The organism is Leptotrichia sp. oral taxon 498, from assembly GCF_002240055.1.
GTDB lineage: Bacteria > Fusobacteriota > Fusobacteriia > Fusobacteriales > Leptotrichiaceae > Leptotrichia > Leptotrichia rugosa.
This window is the reverse complement of the sequence record NZ_CP016753.1, coordinates 1,147,658-1,164,140: the sequence shown is the minus strand read 5'-3', so window position 1 is coordinate 1,164,140 and position 16,483 is coordinate 1,147,658. Positions and strand designations below refer to the sequence as shown.

Here is a 16,483-nt window from a genome sequence, read left to right as displayed (position 1 = left end):
TTTTCAAGTTTTTTATGAATTATTTATTTCTTTAAACGTTTTTCCTTCTTTATTTTTCCATACATCCCAACCATTTACACTATAACCCAAAACAAATTTTGCTGCAGAACTAATACTAGAAAATAACATATCTTCTTCTAAAATATTATTTTTTACTTTTTCTCTACGTTTAATTAAATTTGGACCTAAAGAATTTTTAGCTTCCTTACTTATCTTACTTCCTTTTAAAAGAACAAAACCTTCTGAACTTTGTCTACATTTTGCTTCTACTTTTGAATTTTTCAAATAAAGAATTTCTTTTTCATAATTATGATTATTAATTCCAATCTCATTTAATGGTTTAAATACTTTATACCCTAATACACCTATTATTATTTTTGCATAATTTATGTATTCCTCTAATTCACTTTCTTTTTCTTCGGTAATGTTTCCAGGATTAGTTGAATTTGAATTTTTAGTAGCATACCTTTTAGATTTTTTAGCCAACTCATAAAAATGATGTTCCAAATATCCTATTTCTGTTTGCCCAAAAGAATGATTTGAAGTAGTAAAAACAACTGCTTCTCTCCAATATTCTTTCCATTCTTCATTTTTTATATTTCTATTGTGTTCCTGAAGTCTATCTAAAATACCTTCCCCATTATTTCTTGAACCTGCTTTTCCTATATAAACAAAATCTTCATTGTCATCAGATGTACCAAATAAAAAATATACACTACTTTGTTTTAATTCTTTTCTATCCTTGCATTTCTCCAATTCAATTCTTGGAATTTTATATGCTACTCCTGTCCAATTCGATAAGGTGCATTTTATTCTTCCGTTAGAATCACCATCCATAAGAAATACATTTATATTTTTTCCTCTTTTTTTCATTAAACTCTCAATTCCTCCCTATCCTCAACAATCTCATCCTTATATCTATCCAAAATCGGATTAATCTCATTTTTCACAAAATCCTCAGTCTGCTGACCAGCAAATCCAGTATAATTAGCAGAAACCAAGATTCCTTCCATATCTTCTGCTTTAAGTCCTAATCTACCATCTTTTATAATTCTGTCAATTAATCTATTGGGATTTCCATTCAACTTAATTTCCTTTGTTTCTTCCATTGAAAGTTCTCTTATGATTTCATGAACTTCTTGTCTATCCATCCCTTTTTTCACTGATTCCATAATAATGTTTTCAGTCGCCATAAACGGCAATTCCTTTTGAATATTCGCTTCAATTACTTTCGGATAAACAACAACTCCATCCATAATGTTAAGCCAAATAATCAAAATTGCGTCCACTGCCAAGAATGCTTGTGGAATCGAAAGTCTCTTGCTTGCAGAATCATCCAGCGTTCTTTCAAACCATTGTGTTGCAAAAACTAATGCACCTGTTTGTGAGCTTGAAATTACATATTTTGCAAGTGATGAAATTCTTTCACTTCTCATTGGATTTCTCTTGTATGCCATCGCACTTGACCCAATTTGATTTTTTTCAAACGGTTCTTCCAATTCTTTCAAATGTTGCAACAATCTAAAATCATTTGTAAATTTATGTGAAGACTGAGCAATATTTGACAATAAATTCAAGATTTGTGCGTCCACTTTTCTATCATAAGTTTGTCCTGAAACACCTTGTTTTTTGCTAAACCCAGCTTTTTCAGTAACCAATTCATCCAACTGTTTTACTTTTTCAAAATCTCCTTCAAATAATTCTTTAAAACTAGCCTGAGTCCCAGTAGTCCCTTTAACTCCTCTAAATCTCAAGTGCTCTAATCTAAATTCCAATTCTTCAAAATCAAGAAGCAAAGAATGAAGCCACAATGTCGCTCTTTTTCCAACCGTTGTAAGTTGTGCCGCTTGAAAATGAGTAAATCCTAAAGTCGGCAAGTCTTTATATTCCAATGCAAAATCTCTCATTTTTTCAATCAAAGTAAGCATTCTTCTTTTAACAACCAAAAGCCCTTCCTTAATTTGAATCAAATCAGTATTATCCCCAACATATGCACTTGTCGCTCCCAAATGAATAATTTTTCTTGCATTTTTCGCCTGTTCTCCATAAGTATGCACATGAGCCATCACATCGTGTCTTAACTTTTTCTCAAATTTTGCTGCAACTTCAAAATCCACATCATCTTTATATTTTTTAAGTTCCTCAATTTGTTCATCAGTAATAAAATCAAGCCCAAGCTCTTTTTCAGCCTCAGCCAAATTTATCCACAATTTTCTCCAAGTTCTAAACTTAAACTCAGGTGAAAAAATATGCAACATCTCCTTACTCGAATATCTCTCCGCCAACGGATTTGAATATATGCTCATATCTGACATTTCTAATTCCTCCTAGTTATTTTTATTTACCTTTCTCTGTAAATTTATACTCTGAACCTAAATTCCAGTTAAATTCAGTCCCTAATTTGTCCCAATCATAATTTTTATTTTTTATTTTTGAGTTTTTACGATAACAATTTTCACAACATGTTATTATTTGAAATTCAGAAGAATATGATAAAATTCCTAAAACTAAAAATGATATAATTAACATTTTATTCATAATTCTCCTTCATGTACACAAATTTTACTTTTTTAATCAACTTTGACAACTTTAAAAATTTTTAACTTTTCTAATTCTTTCAAATACTTATCAGAAAGTTTTTCATCTTTTTTCCTGATTTGCATCGTTGCACTCACTAACGCTTTTATTATTATCTCATCTTTTGAAATGACATTTTTATAATTTTCGTCTTTGATTGTTTCTAAAAATATATTTAATATTTCTTCATATTTTTCTTGTGAGTACCCTGATAAAAAAGTTCTTTCTGCTAAATTTCTTCTTCTATAATCTTCCATTTTATCTTTTGGAATGAACGGTAATTCTTTTTTCTGCTTAATATCCATTTCTATCGCTTTTTTCCCATACTCAAATGAATTTTTAAAATTCTTTTTGTAAAAATACGCTGATGAAATTCCATAATAAGCCCAATAATTAGTACTTACATTTTTTAAATTACTTTTTAAAATTCTATTATACAGCTCTATTGCTTCATCATATTTTGAATTTTTTAAATAAATCATACCGATATTAAGATATTCTGCCATATATTTGTCAGATAATTTTTTCGTAGAAGAAAATTCATTTACTGCCTTTTTATATCCTTCAATAAATTCATTATCTACTTTAAGTTGCTTCAAATTTTTTATTTCACTATTAATATCTGCAAATATATCTATTGAAATTAAAAATACAATTGAAATTAAAACTTTTTTCATTTCTCATTCCTTTCTTGACAAAAGATTATAAAATTAATTATCCCAAATATAAATTACTCCATCTTTAAAATAAATTTTCTTTACCCAATCTTGATTTTCAGTAAATTTAACATCAAATGGTTTATATCTAATTCCTTTATCTCTTTCATTAGTTTCGTCTAAAAATCCAATTATTTGTATTTCTTCATCACTTTCAATAAAATTTCTTATCATTTTGGTAGAAACTATTTTACTTATTATAATTCTTGGCTTTTTACCATTTACTTGAAAATCTTTTTCTGTATAAACTTTTTTATTTTTTCCAATTGCCTTAAAATTTTCATATTCTAATTCTATTTTATTTTCATCATCTTTCGATAATCCTTGTCCAACTAATTTTAAAGTAATTGTATCAAAAGATAAATTTTGTGCAACACTTTCACTCACAGTTTTATCAATTTTTGATTTTTTACTATTTTGCGCTTTAGCTGAAAATGAAATTGCTCCTATAACTAACATCAATACTAATAATAATTTTTTCATTAATCATTCCTTTCTTTAAAGTTAATTTCAAAAGATATCTTTTATTCTCTTATATTTTTATAGATTTCAATTAATTCAAAAATTTCTATTTTACAAACTCTCCCAAATCATATCTATAAATATTCTGAGTTCTTTCAGGTCCAACTGAAATCATTGAAACACGGCATTTCAATTTATTTTCAATATATTCAATATATTTTTTACAATTTTCAGGCAAATCTTCGTAATTTTTTATTTGAGTAATATCTTCGTTCCATCCATCCAATTCTTTGTAAATTACTTTCAAGTCTTTAGATTTTCTCAAGTTTCCAGGATATGAATAACAAACTTTTCCATCAATTTCATAACCAACTGCAACTTTAATTTTTTCAAATCCTGTCAATACATCTAATTTTGTCAACACAATATCTGTCAATCCATCAATTAGAACCGCATATTTTCCGATTACTAAATCAAGCCATCCACATCTTCTAGGACGCCCAGTTGTCGCACCAAATTCATGTCCAACTTTTCTCAAAGTTTCTCCATCTTCATTTTCCAATTCTGTTGGAAAAGGTCCTTCTCCAACTCTTGTTGTGTATGCTTTCATAACTCCAAGAACTCTTGAAATTTTTGTCGGTGCAACCCCGGTTCCAACTGTTACTCCACCAGATGTTGGCGATGATGAAGTTACATAAGGATAAGTTCCGTAGTCAATGTCCAGCATTAACGCTTGAGCTCCTTCAAAAAGCACCACTTTTCCAGCTTCAATCCCTTCGTTAATTTCCACAACTGCATCAATGATTCTAAATTTAATCTTTTCAGCAAGTTTCATAAATTTATTATAAAGTTTTTTCAAATCAAAAGTTTCTTTTCCATATCTAGTGAGCATGTCGTTTTTTTCTGCCACATTCCAAGCTAATTTATCTCTAAATCTTTCTGGTTCCAGCAAATCTCCGATTCTAATTCCATTTCTTGCGATTTTGTCAATATAGCAAGGCCCGATTCCTCTTTGAGTTGTCCCAATTTTATTTTCTCCCATAGCTTCTTCTTTCGCTTTGTCAATTGCAATATGATAAGGCATTATTATATGTGCTCTTTCATCAATAAATAAATTATCTAATTTTCTTCCTCTTTTTTCCAATTCTTCAATTTCTTTTAATAAAACTTCAATGTCAATCACAACTCCAGCTCCAATTATACACTTTCCAGCTGAATTTATTATTCCAGATGGCAATAAGTGCAAAATGAATTTTTCATCATTTACGACAACTGTATGTCCTGCGTTATTTCCTCCTTGAAATCTCACTACATAGTCCGCTTTTGGAGACAGCACATCTATTATTTTACCTTTTCCTTCATCTCCCCACTGCGTTCCCACTATTACAAAAGTATTACTTCCCATATTCATTCCTCCCAAATCTTTAGAATTTTCTTACTCCTTAAAAAAACTGAACCGTAAAAAACTAAAAAATCTACCTTACTAAAATTTTATCTTTTTACTATTTATTTTACTATATTTATTAGTTTTTTTCAATTAATTTGAATCTCTTAAAAAAAGAATTTTTATAAAAAAATAGAAGTTATCTTAATTTTCCTAAAATAACTTCTATTAATCAATTTCCATTTACTTTTTAGTAATTTATTGCTTTTCCTTAAAGTAATCAAGCACTTCCAATAAATTGTCGAATTTTTTATAAATCAATTTTAAAATTTCATCAGTCGGTTTCAATTTATCTGGCACCATAATGGGAAATGTTCCAGCTGCGTGCGCTGCCCTTATTCCGTTGAACGAATCTTCAAATACAACTGTTTTTTCAGGAGATGCTCCAGCTTTTTCGGCACTTATTAAAAACACTTCCGGATCAGGTTTACCGTGAACGACATCTTCCGCAGTTATTAAATGAGAAAAATATTTTTTTACGTCCTTTCCTTCCGTCAATGCTTCTGCCAAATGTAAATCCGATGAAGTTGCCAAAATCATCTGTTTATTATTCTTCTTCAAAAATTCAAGTAATTCCAACGCACCAAGTTTTAGCGGAACTTCCCCTTTTAGAGCTTTTTCCAGTATATAATTTTTAACGGTACCCATCATTTCATCATATGGGAAATCTTGTCCCAATGCTTCCTTGAACAATATTCTTGCTTTGTCATTTGTAACACCTGATGTTTTTTCCACAATGTCCTTTGTTATTGTATAACCTTTTTCTTTAGCCACTTCATGTCCATATTCCACATAGATTGTTTCTGTATCGAATAGCAAGCCGTCCATATCAAATAAAAACAATTCAATTTCGTCAAAAAATTTTTCCCCCATTTCTTCCTCCTTCTTTATTTTCAAAAATTTATTTACTTTTTTTTAACGCAAAAAAAGCATAGTGAATGAAATAGTAAATCGCACTAAAAAATGATAATTTTTCTTCATTTCTGTAGATTTCCCATCTGACTTTTGCTGTTTTAAATTTATTACTCGAGCGAGAATTGTCCAAAACTCTGTAAAATGCCAGATTTTCTTTAAGTCCATAAATTACTTTTACTTCTTTTACAATTTCCAGCCACAGCACATAATCTTCATTTTTATCTCTCTGCTTAAAATATCTTTTTCCCAATTTTTGTGCGTCATAAATCACCGTAAGACAGCCTAGATAGTTATTTTTTAGCATATCTTTGTAAGAAATCTTCTCTTTTATGACAACTTCGTTTATTTTTGTTTCGTCTTCTCTAACTCTCGTATATTCAGTGCAACTTATAGCGGCACCCTTTTCTTTCATAAAATTTATCTGCTTTTCCAATTTTTTTTTGTGCCAAAAGTCATCAGCGTCAAGAAAAGCAATATATTTCCCAGTTGCCTTTTCTATCAGCTGATTTCTTCCTCTCACAACTCCGACATTTTCTTTTGAATCTACAATTTTAATTCTGTCGTCTTTTTTTGCAAACTCATTCGCAATTTCAAAACTTTTGTCCTTCGATTTATCATTTATTATAAGCAGCTCCCAGTTTTGATAAGTTTGTGAGCACACACTTTCTATTGCTCTTGCGATAAACTTTTCTGCATTATACATTGGAATTATAATTGAAACTTTGTCTTTTTCCATCTTTTCTCCAATTTTTTTATTTTTAAAAACTTTTTCAAATTATTTCTTTTTGAAAAAATTTATTTTATATCGATGCTACATTAAATGAAATAGATTCCAGCACCTTTAATAGCGCATCAGCTGTGTCAAGTGAAGTTAGACACGCAATTTCCTGTTCACTCGCAGCTCGTCTAATTTTAAATCCGTCAGTTGTCGCACTTTTTTTCTTAGCTGCGGTATTGATAATCATATCCACATGACCTTTGTAAATTACGTCAAGCACATTGTGTTTGTATTTATTTTCATTAATTTTTCCGACAGTTTCTACTCTAAGTCCTCTGTCTCTAAAGTACTGAGCTGTTTTTTCAGTCGCCATCAAATTGTATCCCAAATTTGAAAATCTTTGAGCAAGTTTATACGCTTCTTCTTTTGCCACGCCACTTATTGTAAATAGCACACTTCCTTGATCCTTTACTTTTATTCCCGCAGAAATTAATCCCTTGTAAAGTGATTTTTCAAGGCTTTCATCACTTCCCATAACTTCTCCAGTTGATTTCATTTCAGGCCCAAGTGTTGTATCCACATCTTTTAATTTTTGAAAACTAAATACCGGAACTTTTGTATATACTTTATCTCCAGTAGGTATCAATCCAGTTTTATAACCCTTAGAAGCCAATGATTCTCCCAAAATTCCTTTCATAGCCAAGTTTGCCATCGGAACTTTTGTTATTTTACTCAAGAATGGCACAGTTCTCGAACTTCTTGGATTTACTTCCAGAACAAAAACTTCTCCGTGACTGATTACATACTGAATATTAAGAAGTCCAACTATATTAAGTCCTTTTGCAAGTCTAACTGTATAATCAACTAATGTGTCAATATGCTCTTGTGACAAACTTTGTGGCGGATAAACAGCAATTGAATCTCCAGAGTGAACTCCCGCTCTTTCGATATGCTCCATTATTCCAGGAATTACAACAGTTTCTCCATCACAAATCGCATCCACTTCGATTTCTTTTCCAACTAAATATCTATCTGTCAAAACTGGATGATCAGGCGACACTTTTACAGCATTTTCCATATAATGTCTTAACTCTTCTTCCCTGTAAACGATTTCCATCGCACGACCTCCAAGTACATAAGACGGTCTTACTAACACAGGATAACCAATTTCCGCAGCATTTTTTACAGCTGTTTCTGTATCAAACGCAGTTTTTCCAAGCGGTTGTGGAATGTTTAATTTATGAAGTAATGCTTCAAATTTATCTCTATTTTCAGCGTTATCAATTTCTTCAAGTGCAGTTCCAAGTATTTTTACTCCGTGCTTATCCAATTTTTCAGCAAGATTTATCGCAGTCTGTCCTCCAAATTGAACTACGACTCCTTCAGGCTGTTCTAATTCAATAATTGCCATAACATCTTCTTCTGTAAGCGGTTCAAAGTAAAGTTTATCTGAAATTGAAAAGTCAGTTGAAACTGTTTCAGGGTTATTATTTACAATAATTGCTTCATATCCAATTTCTTTTATTGCCTTTACAGCATGAACTGTCGCATAGTCAAATTCCACTCCTTGTCCAATTCTAATTGGTCCTGATCCCAATACAACAATTTTTTTCTTATCTCCAATAATACTCTCATTTTCATCTTCGTAGCTTGAATAAAAATAAGGTGTTTCTGACTTAAATTCTGCAGCACAAGTATCTACCATTTTAAAAACTGGCTTAATACTATATTCTTCACGAAGCTTGTAAACTTCTTCTTCAGTCGTATTCCAACGATGTGCAATAACTTTGTCCGAAAATCCAAATTTTTTGGCAAATAAAAGTACATCAGGATTTCCAACATTTGCTTTTAATTCCACTTCAATATCAATAATATTTTTCATTTTATCAAGGAAAAACATATCTATTTTTGTCATTTCGTGAATATTACCAGGTGTAACTCCCCGTCTTAGCGCTTCTCCAATGAAAAATAGTCTTTCATCTCCAGCTTTTTGAATTCTTCGCAAAATATATTCCAACTGAAATTCATCTCCGTTTGGAAGTCCTAGATGATGAACTCCATATTCAAGCGAACGAATTGCTTTTAATAAACTTTCTTCGTAAGTTCTCCCAATTGCCATAACTTCTCCAGTTGCTTTCATTTGAGTCCCCAAATGTCTATCAGCTTTCTCAAATTTGTCAAATGGAAATCTTGGTATTTTACTTACGACATAATCTAGTGATGGCTCAAAACAAGCGTAAGAATTTTTTGTAACAGGGTTTATAATTTCATCAAGCGTAAGTCCAACTGCGATTTTTGCTGCAATTTTTGCGATTGGATAACCTGTAGCTTTGGAAGCTAGAGCTGATGAACGGGAAACTCTCGGATTTACTTCGATTATATAGTATTTAAATGAATTTGGATCAAGTGCCAACTGCACATTACATCCACCTTCAATTTTTAATGCTCTTATTATTTTTAATGAAACATCTCTTAACATATGATATTCTCTATCTGTCAATGTCTGCGATGGTGCCACAACTATTGAATCCCCTGTATGAATACCAACCGGATCAATATTTTCCATGTTGCAGACTACAATTGCCGTATCATTGCTGTCTCGCATAACTTCATACTCAATTTCTTTATATCCCGCAATAGATTTTTCCAAAAGACATTGAGTCACTGGCGAATAACGAAGCCCATTACTTACAATATCTTTAAGTTCAGCATCGTTATGGCAGATTCCTCCACCTGTTCCACCCATTGTAAAAGCAGGTCTGACAATTACTGGATACCCAATTTTTGAAACAAATTCTCTAGCCTGTTCAAGATTGTGAATGATGTCCGATTCTGGCACAGGCTCGTTTAACTCATTCATCAAATCTCTAAAAAGTTCCCTGTCCTCAGCCTGTTTAATAGAAGATAGCTTTGTCCCTAAAAGTTCCACTCCACATTCTGAAAGAACTCCTGAATTGTGAAGTTCTACAGCAAGATTTAGTCCAACTTGTCCGCCAAGCGTGGGAAGCAATGCATCTGGTCTTTCCTTTCTAATAATTTTTGAAACGAATTCTACAGTTAAAGGCTCGATAAATACTTTGTCTGCAATTTCCTTATCTGTCATAATAGTCGCTGGATTTGAATTTACAAGTATTACTTTGTACCCTTCTTCCCGAAGTGACAGACAAGCTTGTGTTCCCGCATAGTCAAATTCCGCAGCTTGTCCTATTATTATTGGTCCTGAACCAATTACTAATATTGTTTCTATGTCTTTTCGTTTTGGCATTTTTTTAACAACTCCTAATCTTTTTAAAATAGTAATTCTCAATTTTTATTTTATTTAAAAAAGTTTCTCTTAAATATGTTACATTTTATTTAAGAATATTTTCTAAAAAATTATATATACTTTTTCATATTTAATATTTATATTTTTTCATATTTTCAATAAATTGGTCAAACAAGTAGTTCGGATCGTGTGGTCCAGGTGACGCTTCTGGATGATATTGCACTGAAAATACCGAATACTTCTTGTGTCTGACACCTTCACAAGTCCCGTCATTTACTGCAATGTGAGTAAGCTCCAAATCTGTATCCTTAAGCGAGTCAATATCAACTGCATAGCCGTGATTTTGCGCTGTAATATCAACTTTTCCAGTAATTAGATTTTTCACAGGCTGATTAGCCCCTCTATGTCCAAATTTCAACTTATATGTTTTTGCCCCACAAGCTAGTGAAATTAGCTGATGTCCCATACAAATTCCAAAAATTGGAACTTTTCCTATTAAATCTTTTATTGTACTAATTGTTTCTGGCACATCTACAGGATCCCCAGGTCCATTACTTAGCATTATTCCATCTGGTTTTTGCCTTAAAATCTCTTTTGCACTTGCATCGTGCGGCATAACGATAATGTCACAGCCTCTTAAATTAAGCTCTCTCATAATTCCAGATTTCATCCCCAAATCAATCAGCACAACTCTTTTTCCAAGCCCTGAAGACAAAAATGCCTTTTTTGTCGACACTTGTTCAATTTGATTAGTTGGCAAGTTATTTTTTCTCAAACTTTCTGCAACTTTTTGCGCATCTTTTTCAATCCCTGTAATAATTCCTTTTATTGTTCCGTGCTCTCTAATCTTTTTTGTCAGACTTCTTGTATCAATCCCGGAAATTCCTGGAATATTCAAATCTTTTAGCACTTCATCCAAAGTAAATTCTTTTCTAAAATTAGAAGGTTTTCTGCATATTTCACGTGTAACTATTCCCTTTATGCTAGGATTAATAGTTTCATAATCATCTCTATTTATACCATAATTTCCGATTAGTGGATATGTAAATGTAATAATTTGTCCGTTATATGATGGATCTGAAAGCGTTTCCTGATACCCTGTCATCGCTGTATTAAATACAACCTCTCCCGCCATTTCTATATCTGCACCAATTCCATACCCTTTATACACACTGCCATCTTCCAAAACTAGCTGTTTATCCAATGAGTACATAATCTACCTCCATATTTTTAATTTTTTTAACATTATTTTTCACAAAATTTTTTTATTAATTTATTTATGCGATTTTCAGAAATTGAACTTCTTTAATCTATTAATTATACTATATTTTTTTAGTTTTATCAATATTTTGAATTTTTTAAAAATTAAGAATTTTTTTATTGTAGAATTTTGTCTAAAATTGTATTTTACTTGCAAATATGTTAAAATTAAGCTACAAATTAATATATATAACATAAAAAGAGGAGAAAAAAATATGAAAAAACCACTCATAGGTATTTCAGGAAGTACAACACATCTTGAAAATGGTCTTTTTGCAGGATATAAGCGCAGTTCTTTAGATCAAAACTACATTGATTCTGTTATTCGTGCTGGAGGAGTTCCATATGTCTTGCCATTCAACACAGACGATGAAGTTATTGAAGAAATGGTAAAAAATGTTGACGCTATTATTTTGTCAGGAGGAAACGACGTGTTTCCGCTAATTTATGGAGAAGAGCCCAAGGAAAAGCTTGGTGAGATTTTTCCAGATAGAGACCACTTTGATACAATCCTAATAAAAACTGCAGAAAAATTAAAAAAGCCTATTTTAGGAATTTGCCGTGGACACCAGTTAATAAATGTTATATTTGGCGGAACGCTACATCAAGATTTATCATATGCAGAAAATATTTCAATTAAACATTTTCAGAAAGCTAAATGGAATGTCTTTACTCACTCAATTTCAATTGATAAAAATAGTTTTTTAAACGATATTTTTGAGAGTGGAATTGGATTTGTAAACAGCTTTCATCATCAGATTATAAATAAAATAGCACCTGGATTTAAGCCGATTGCTAAAAGTAGCGACGGAGTTATTGAAGCGATTGAAAATTTAAATACACAAAATCTTATTTTAGGAATCCAGTGGCATCCTGAAATGATGTCAGCTGCAGATAAATATGCCCACAAAATATTTAAAAAATTTATTGATTATGTAAAAAGCAAGAAAAAAGATGAGATATAAAAAATAAGGAAATGTAAAAAATAATATAAAAAAAGATTGCTAAAAATTTAAGGCAATCTTTTTCGTTTACTTTATTTAATATTTAATTATTTTGCATCTTGCTTTCCCAGTCAGCTGTTTCTACAGAAAAATAACTCAAAAAGTCATCAACTTTTTTCCCTTTTATATCAATGCTCAAAATTTTGTCCCCCTGTCTTATAACTTTTGCAATCGCTAGATCAGAACCTGTTTTTAAACTACCAATTACAGTATGCTTTCCATTAAGAGATGGCATTCCTTGTAATGATATAAAAAATTGACTCCCATTCGTATTTTCTCCTGAATTTGCCATAGCTAACATCCCACTATTATTAAAATTTAACCAATCTACAAATTCATCGTCGACATTATATCCAGCACTTCCAGTCCCGTCTCCTTTTGGATCTCCACCTTGCACAATTCCATTTGGAATAACTCTATGAAAAGTCAATCCATCATAAAATCCTTTTTTTGCTAAAAACACAAAATTTGCCACATTTACAGGAGCTGCTTCAGGATACAAAAATACATTAATATCTCCTTTTGTTGTGTGAATTGTAGCTTCCAAGTCAAATTTTTTCATTATTTTTTCAAAATTTTTTTCTCCTTTTGTCTTTTCACCAACTTTTATGTTTTTTGCATTTATTATATTTAATACAAACAACATCATTGCACCGACTAACAATGTCAATTTTCTTAATTTCATAAATCCTCCTTTTTTAACCTTTAACGCTCTCAATAATTTTTTCCATCTCAATTTTACCGTTAAAATTTAAATCCAAAATTCTAAAATTAATACTTTCAATTTCCAAATCATATTTTAAAAGCTCTTTTTCTGTTAAAATATTGTCATAAATTACAAGCACTGAAAAAATATTTTCAAAGCTATCAACTAACTCAATAATATTAATAACTCTGTCTTTCTTTATGTTCAAAATCTCTTTTAATTTTGAATTAGCTATTTTCTTATTTTTTATTTCTTTATAAAGTTCTGACACAATTTCAGGCATTCTGACCGCAAAAAGTATCTTCAACTCTTCTCTTTTTTTTAATTTAACTATCGCCATTTTTTCTATTCCCTGTCTTAAAATTTAATCTTGAATAGCTTTTGTCAAAGGTGGAACAATTTGTTTTTTACGAGAAACTACCCCTTTTAAAACAACTTCGTTATCTTCCACTTTTTGTCCAAACGCTTTTTCAATAACTGCATCTCCATTCCCCTCAACAATTGCAACAGAATCATTTGACAAAATATTTGTAATTACAAACATGAAAAATTTCAAGTTTTCTTTAGAAATAATATTGTTAATTTCTGTTAGTAACGCTTTTTTATTTTCCAGCAATTCTGCTTCATTAACAGTATTTACTTGTGCCACACCAATTTTTTGTCCATCAATTTCAAAAATTTTCATATCCATTGTAAGTAATTCAGCTTCTGTTTTATCACCTAATGCAGTTCCAGCTTTTAACATTTCAAGTCCATATTCGTTTGGATTAACTCCAGCAATTTTCGCTAACTCAAGCCCTGCATTTGTATCTTGTGGAGTACAAGTTGGTGATTTAAATAACAATGTGTCAGAAATAATTGCACTTAACATAAGTCCTGCTACTTCTTTTGAAGGTATTAAATTATCTTCTTTAAATAATTTTAAGATTATTGTAGCAGTACATCCAACTGGCTCAACTCTCGCATAAAGTGGTTCGTCCACGTTAAAGTTAGAAATTCTGTGATGGTCAATCAATTCCAAAACTTTTGCTTCTTCAAATCCATCGGCTGTTTGAGTTCTTTCGTTGTGGTCCACCAAAATGATTTTTTCCCCAGCGACATTCGTCACAAGTTCAGGTTTTCCAACTTTAAAATAGTCCAAAACAAATTTTGTCTCTTCATTAAGTTCTCCCAATCTCACAGGTTTTACATCTTTCCCAAGTTTATTTTTTAATTCAGCATAAGCTAATGCCGAACAAATCGTATCCGTATCTGGATTTTTATGTCCAAAAATTAATATTGACATTATTTTTCCTCCTAATTTTTTATTATAAATTTTTCTAATTTTATTCTTTTATATTATAACCTATTTATCTTATTTTTAAAATAGAATTTTTAAAAATTTATTTTTTAAATTATTTTAATAAAATAAATAAAATTTTTTTTCTTGCTAATAATTAATTTTTTTAGTATACTAATAATGGCATGCTAGTCAATTTTTTAGTGTTAAATTTGTTTTATGATCTGAAATATATTATAAGATAATCACTAAAGGGTTGTTTTTTAAGAAAGGAAAACTTTTATGAAAAGAAAAAAAAGAATTATAATTCAGCAAAGTGCTAAATTATTTTATTATAAAGGGTATTTGAATACCGAATTAACTGATATTTTTCAGGAATGTAAAATTCCAAATGACTATTTTTACAAATTTTTTTCAACAAAGGAAGAAGTTTTATTTGAAGTAATAAAATATCATACTGAAAATTTGATAAATTTTTTTAACACAATTGTAAATGATTTGTCAATTTCAAAATTTAGAGATTTTTTTCAAAAATATTTTGAAAATATAAAGAACAATAGATTTCATGGCGGAAGTCCACTTGGGAATTTGTCACTGGAATTGTCTGATATAAATAATCAAATTCGAGAAGAACTCGTTAAATCTTACCAAAAAATAGAATTGCGATTTTCTTTTTTTATAACAACTCTAAAGTATTCTTCTTTGGAAAAGTTTTCTGACATTCCTCCCGAAAGTTTAGCCAGAATTTTAATTGCGATTTTTGAGGGGACAATTCTTCTTTTAAAAACTGAAAAAGAAGAAAATGCAATAAATGATTTTTTTATTTTTTTTGATCAGACCTTTAAAATTTATGAAAAAAAAGAAAAGCCAGAAATCAAAAAAACGAAAGTTGAAATTGAAACAAAAAAATTAAAAGATGAGAATAATTTTTCAGAAGAAATTTCCATCTCTCAAAACTTTTCCGATAATTTAAAAAGTATCGAAGAAACAAAAAAAAACAAAGATAATACCGAAGATTTTAAAGAACCTGACATGGAAGAAATAGAAAAAATGGAAAATTTAGGAAATGTTTATGGCGCTTTGAATAACTATTTCAAAAATACTTATAAAAAATAATGAAAATAGATAAAAAATATAAATTTTATAATCTTATTAAAATATCTTAAAAAAACAAAAAAATATTTTGACTTTTAAAACTTTTAATTCATTTGACAAATCCACATTTATATGGTATAAATAGGTGTCTAGAAGAGACGCCCCATCTCTACATTTAGACTTCTTTCATACAAAAAAAACGAGCACACGGCTCGTTTTTTAATATATAAACATTGAATCTCCAAAACTATAAAATCTGTATTTTTCTTTAATCGCCTCCTTATATGCAGAAAACACAAAATCTTTTCCAGCAAATGCTGAAACTAGCATAACAAGTGTAGATTTTGGCAAATGAAAATTAGTAATCATCGCGTCGACAATTTTAAATTTATAGTCTCCATAGATAAAAATATTTGTAGCTCCATTTTTTGGAAGAAGTTTACCATTTTCATCTACACAAGATTCCAATGTTCTCACCGAAGTTGTCCCAACCGCGATAATTCTATTCCCATTTTTTTTAGCTTCGTTTACAATTTTTGCAGTTTTTTCAGGAATCCAGTATTTTTCACTGTGCATTTTATGCTCTGTCACATCTTCAACTTGCACAGGTCTAAAAGTCCCAAGTCCAACATCCAAAAATACTTCTGTCAAAATGACTCCTTTTTTCTTTATTTTTTCAAGCAGTTCCATTGTAAAATGAAGCCCTGCAGTTGGTGCTGCAACTGATTCTCCTTGTTTTGCATAAACTGTCTGATAACGATTTTTATCTGAAAGTTTTTCAGTTATATAAGGTGGTAACGGCATCTCTCCCAATTTATCCAATATTTCTTCAAAATTTCCCTCAAATTCAAATTTCAAAACTCTATTTCCGTCTTCTTTAATCTCAATTAATTCAGCTTCCAGTAGTCCTTCGCTAAACACAATTTTCTGTCCTATTTTCAACTTTTTGGCAGGTTTTAGCAAGACTTCCCAAGTTTTCAAATCATATCTTTTTACTGAACCTCCCACGACTAAAGTCGCAGGGTTCTAAAATCTTTAAGAA

16 protein-coding genes are annotated in these 16,483 nt (G+C 30.4%); 2 read left to right on the top strand and 14 right to left on the bottom strand.

Features of this window, described 5'->3' with window-relative positions:
* Positions 1–12 precede the first annotated feature (12 nt).
* The 10 genes from BCB68_RS05810 to carA form a co-directional block, all read right to left on the bottom strand.
* Positions 13–873 (bottom strand): GIY-YIG nuclease family protein, encoded by an 861-nt coding sequence (locus tag BCB68_RS05810; protein WP_094079918.1) that lies wholly within the window; start codon positions 871–873, stop codon positions 13–15.
* Positions 873–2,315, bottom strand: a complete 1,443-nt coding sequence (gene purB / locus BCB68_RS05805) for an adenylosuccinate lyase (RefSeq protein ID WP_094079917.1) — start codon at positions 2,313–2,315, stop codon at positions 873–875. Before purB ends, BCB68_RS05810 begins: the two co-directional genes overlap by 1 nt.
* Positions 2,316–2,337: 22 nt before the next feature.
* A complete protein-coding gene (locus BCB68_RS05800) occupies positions 2,338–2,538 on the bottom strand; it encodes a hypothetical protein (protein WP_060917939.1) in 201 nt (66 codons plus the stop codon).
* 32 nt (positions 2,539–2,570) lie between these two features.
* Positions 2,571–3,254 carry a tetratricopeptide repeat protein gene (locus tag BCB68_RS05795; RefSeq protein ID WP_094079916.1) on the bottom strand — a complete coding sequence of 228 codons (684 nt, stop codon included), beginning with the start codon at positions 3,252–3,254 and terminating at the stop codon, positions 2,571–2,573.
* Between the two features lie 33 nt (positions 3,255–3,287).
* A complete protein-coding gene (locus BCB68_RS05790; RefSeq protein ID WP_094079915.1) occupies positions 3,288–3,776 on the bottom strand; it encodes a hypothetical protein in 489 nt (162 codons plus the stop codon).
* Between the two features lie 85 nt (positions 3,777–3,861).
* The gene (locus tag BCB68_RS05785; protein ID WP_094079914.1) at positions 3,862–5,160 is read right to left on the bottom strand and encodes an adenylosuccinate synthase; all 1,299 of its coding nucleotides are present in this window, start codon (positions 5,158–5,160) and stop codon (positions 3,862–3,864) included.
* A 237-nt stretch (positions 5,161–5,397) separates the two neighbouring features.
* Positions 5,398–6,072, bottom strand: coding sequence for an HAD family hydrolase (locus BCB68_RS05780; RefSeq protein ID WP_094079913.1), 675 nt, complete (start codon positions 6,070–6,072; stop codon positions 5,398–5,400).
* A 28-nt stretch (positions 6,073–6,100) separates the two neighbouring features.
* Positions 6,101–6,850, bottom strand: coding sequence for a glycosyltransferase family 2 protein (locus BCB68_RS05775; RefSeq protein WP_094079912.1), 750 nt, complete (start codon positions 6,848–6,850; stop codon positions 6,101–6,103).
* A 64-nt stretch (positions 6,851–6,914) separates the two neighbouring features.
* Positions 6,915–10,097 carry a carbamoyl-phosphate synthase large subunit gene (gene carB / locus BCB68_RS05770; RefSeq protein WP_094079911.1) on the bottom strand — a complete coding sequence of 1,061 codons (3,183 nt, stop codon included), beginning with the start codon at positions 10,095–10,097 and terminating at the stop codon, positions 6,915–6,917.
* Between the two features lie 130 nt (positions 10,098–10,227).
* Positions 10,228–11,310 carry a glutamine-hydrolyzing carbamoyl-phosphate synthase small subunit gene (carA, locus tag BCB68_RS05765; RefSeq protein ID WP_094079910.1) on the bottom strand — a complete coding sequence of 361 codons (1,083 nt, stop codon included), beginning with the start codon at positions 11,308–11,310 and terminating at the stop codon, positions 10,228–10,230.
* Positions 11,311–11,572: 262 nt separating this feature from the next.
* Between carA and BCB68_RS05760 the strand changes: the two genes are divergently transcribed.
* On the top strand, positions 11,573–12,322 hold the full coding sequence (locus BCB68_RS05760; RefSeq protein ID WP_094079909.1) for a gamma-glutamyl-gamma-aminobutyrate hydrolase family protein: 750 nt from the start codon (positions 11,573–11,575) through the stop codon (positions 12,320–12,322).
* 82 nt (positions 12,323–12,404) lie between these two features.
* Here BCB68_RS05760 and BCB68_RS05755 read toward each other — a convergent pair whose 3' ends face one another.
* Genes BCB68_RS05755 through BCB68_RS05745 form a run of 3 tightly spaced genes read right to left on the bottom strand, consistent with a single transcriptional unit; the run spans position 12,405 to position 14,352 of the window.
* Complete coding sequence (locus BCB68_RS05755) at positions 12,405–13,046, bottom strand: peptidylprolyl isomerase (RefSeq protein WP_094079908.1); 642 nt, start codon at positions 13,044–13,046, stop codon at positions 12,405–12,407.
* A gap of 13 nt (positions 13,047–13,059) precedes the next feature.
* Complete coding sequence (locus BCB68_RS05750) at positions 13,060–13,407, bottom strand: hypothetical protein (protein WP_094079907.1); 348 nt, start codon at positions 13,405–13,407, stop codon at positions 13,060–13,062.
* Between the two features lie 24 nt (positions 13,408–13,431).
* Entirely contained in the window at positions 13,432–14,352 is a 921-nt protein-coding gene (locus BCB68_RS05745; protein WP_094079906.1) for a manganese-dependent inorganic pyrophosphatase, read from the bottom strand.
* A 276-nt stretch (positions 14,353–14,628) separates the two neighbouring features.
* Between BCB68_RS05745 and BCB68_RS05740 the strand changes: the two genes are divergently transcribed.
* Positions 14,629–15,462 (top strand): TetR/AcrR family transcriptional regulator, encoded by an 834-nt coding sequence (locus BCB68_RS05740; protein ID WP_094079905.1) that lies wholly within the window; start codon positions 14,629–14,631, stop codon positions 15,460–15,462.
* A gap of 198 nt (positions 15,463–15,660) precedes the next feature.
* Here BCB68_RS05740 and queA read toward each other — a convergent pair whose 3' ends face one another.
* Positions 15,661–16,449, bottom strand: coding sequence for a tRNA preQ1(34) S-adenosylmethionine ribosyltransferase-isomerase QueA (gene queA, locus BCB68_RS05735; RefSeq protein ID WP_335621981.1), 789 nt, complete (start codon positions 16,447–16,449; stop codon positions 15,661–15,663).
* Between the last annotated feature and the right edge of the window lie 34 nt (positions 16,450–16,483).

Bases quoted from the DNA above. Each gene is read 5' to 3' on its own strand.
- BCB68_RS05780 (WP_094079913.1), bottom strand. From the start codon at position 6,072: ATGGGGGAAAAATTTTTTGACGAAATTGAATTGTTTTTATTTGATATG.
- carB (WP_094079911.1), bottom strand. From the start codon at position 10,097: ATGCCAAAACGAAAAGACATAGAAACAATATTAGTAATTGGTTCAGGA.
- BCB68_RS05810 (WP_094079918.1), bottom strand. From the start codon at position 873: ATGAAAAAAAGAGGAAAAAATATAAATGTATTTCTTATGGATGGTGAT.
- carA (WP_094079910.1), bottom strand. From the start codon at position 11,310: ATGTACTCATTGGATAAACAGCTAGTTTTGGAAGATGGCAGTGTGTAT.
- BCB68_RS05740 (WP_094079905.1), top strand. From the start codon at position 14,629: ATGAAAAGAAAAAAAAGAATTATAATTCAGCAAAGTGCTAAATTATTT.
- BCB68_RS05760 (WP_094079909.1), top strand. From the start codon at position 11,573: ATGAAAAAACCACTCATAGGTATTTCAGGAAGTACAACACATCTTGAA.
- BCB68_RS05755 (WP_094079908.1), bottom strand. From the start codon at position 13,046: ATGAAATTAAGAAAATTGACATTGTTAGTCGGTGCAATGATGTTGTTT.
- BCB68_RS05775 (WP_094079912.1), bottom strand. From the start codon at position 6,850: ATGGAAAAAGACAAAGTTTCAATTATAATTCCAATGTATAATGCAGAA.
- purB (WP_094079917.1), bottom strand. From the start codon at position 2,315: ATGTCAGATATGAGCATATATTCAAATCCGTTGGCGGAGAGATATTCG.
- BCB68_RS05750 (WP_094079907.1), bottom strand. From the start codon at position 13,407: ATGGCGATAGTTAAATTAAAAAAAAGAGAAGAGTTGAAGATACTTTTT.
- BCB68_RS05795 (WP_094079916.1), bottom strand. From the start codon at position 3,254: ATGAAAAAAGTTTTAATTTCAATTGTATTTTTAATTTCAATAGATATA.
- BCB68_RS05790 (WP_094079915.1), bottom strand. From the start codon at position 3,776: ATGAAAAAATTATTATTAGTATTGATGTTAGTTATAGGAGCAATTTCA.
- BCB68_RS05800 (WP_060917939.1), bottom strand. From the start codon at position 2,538: ATGAATAAAATGTTAATTATATCATTTTTAGTTTTAGGAATTTTATCA.
- BCB68_RS05785 (WP_094079914.1), bottom strand. From the start codon at position 5,160: ATGGGAAGTAATACTTTTGTAATAGTGGGAACGCAGTGGGGAGATGAA.
- BCB68_RS05745 (WP_094079906.1), bottom strand. From the start codon at position 14,352: ATGTCAATATTAATTTTTGGACATAAAAATCCAGATACGGATACGATT.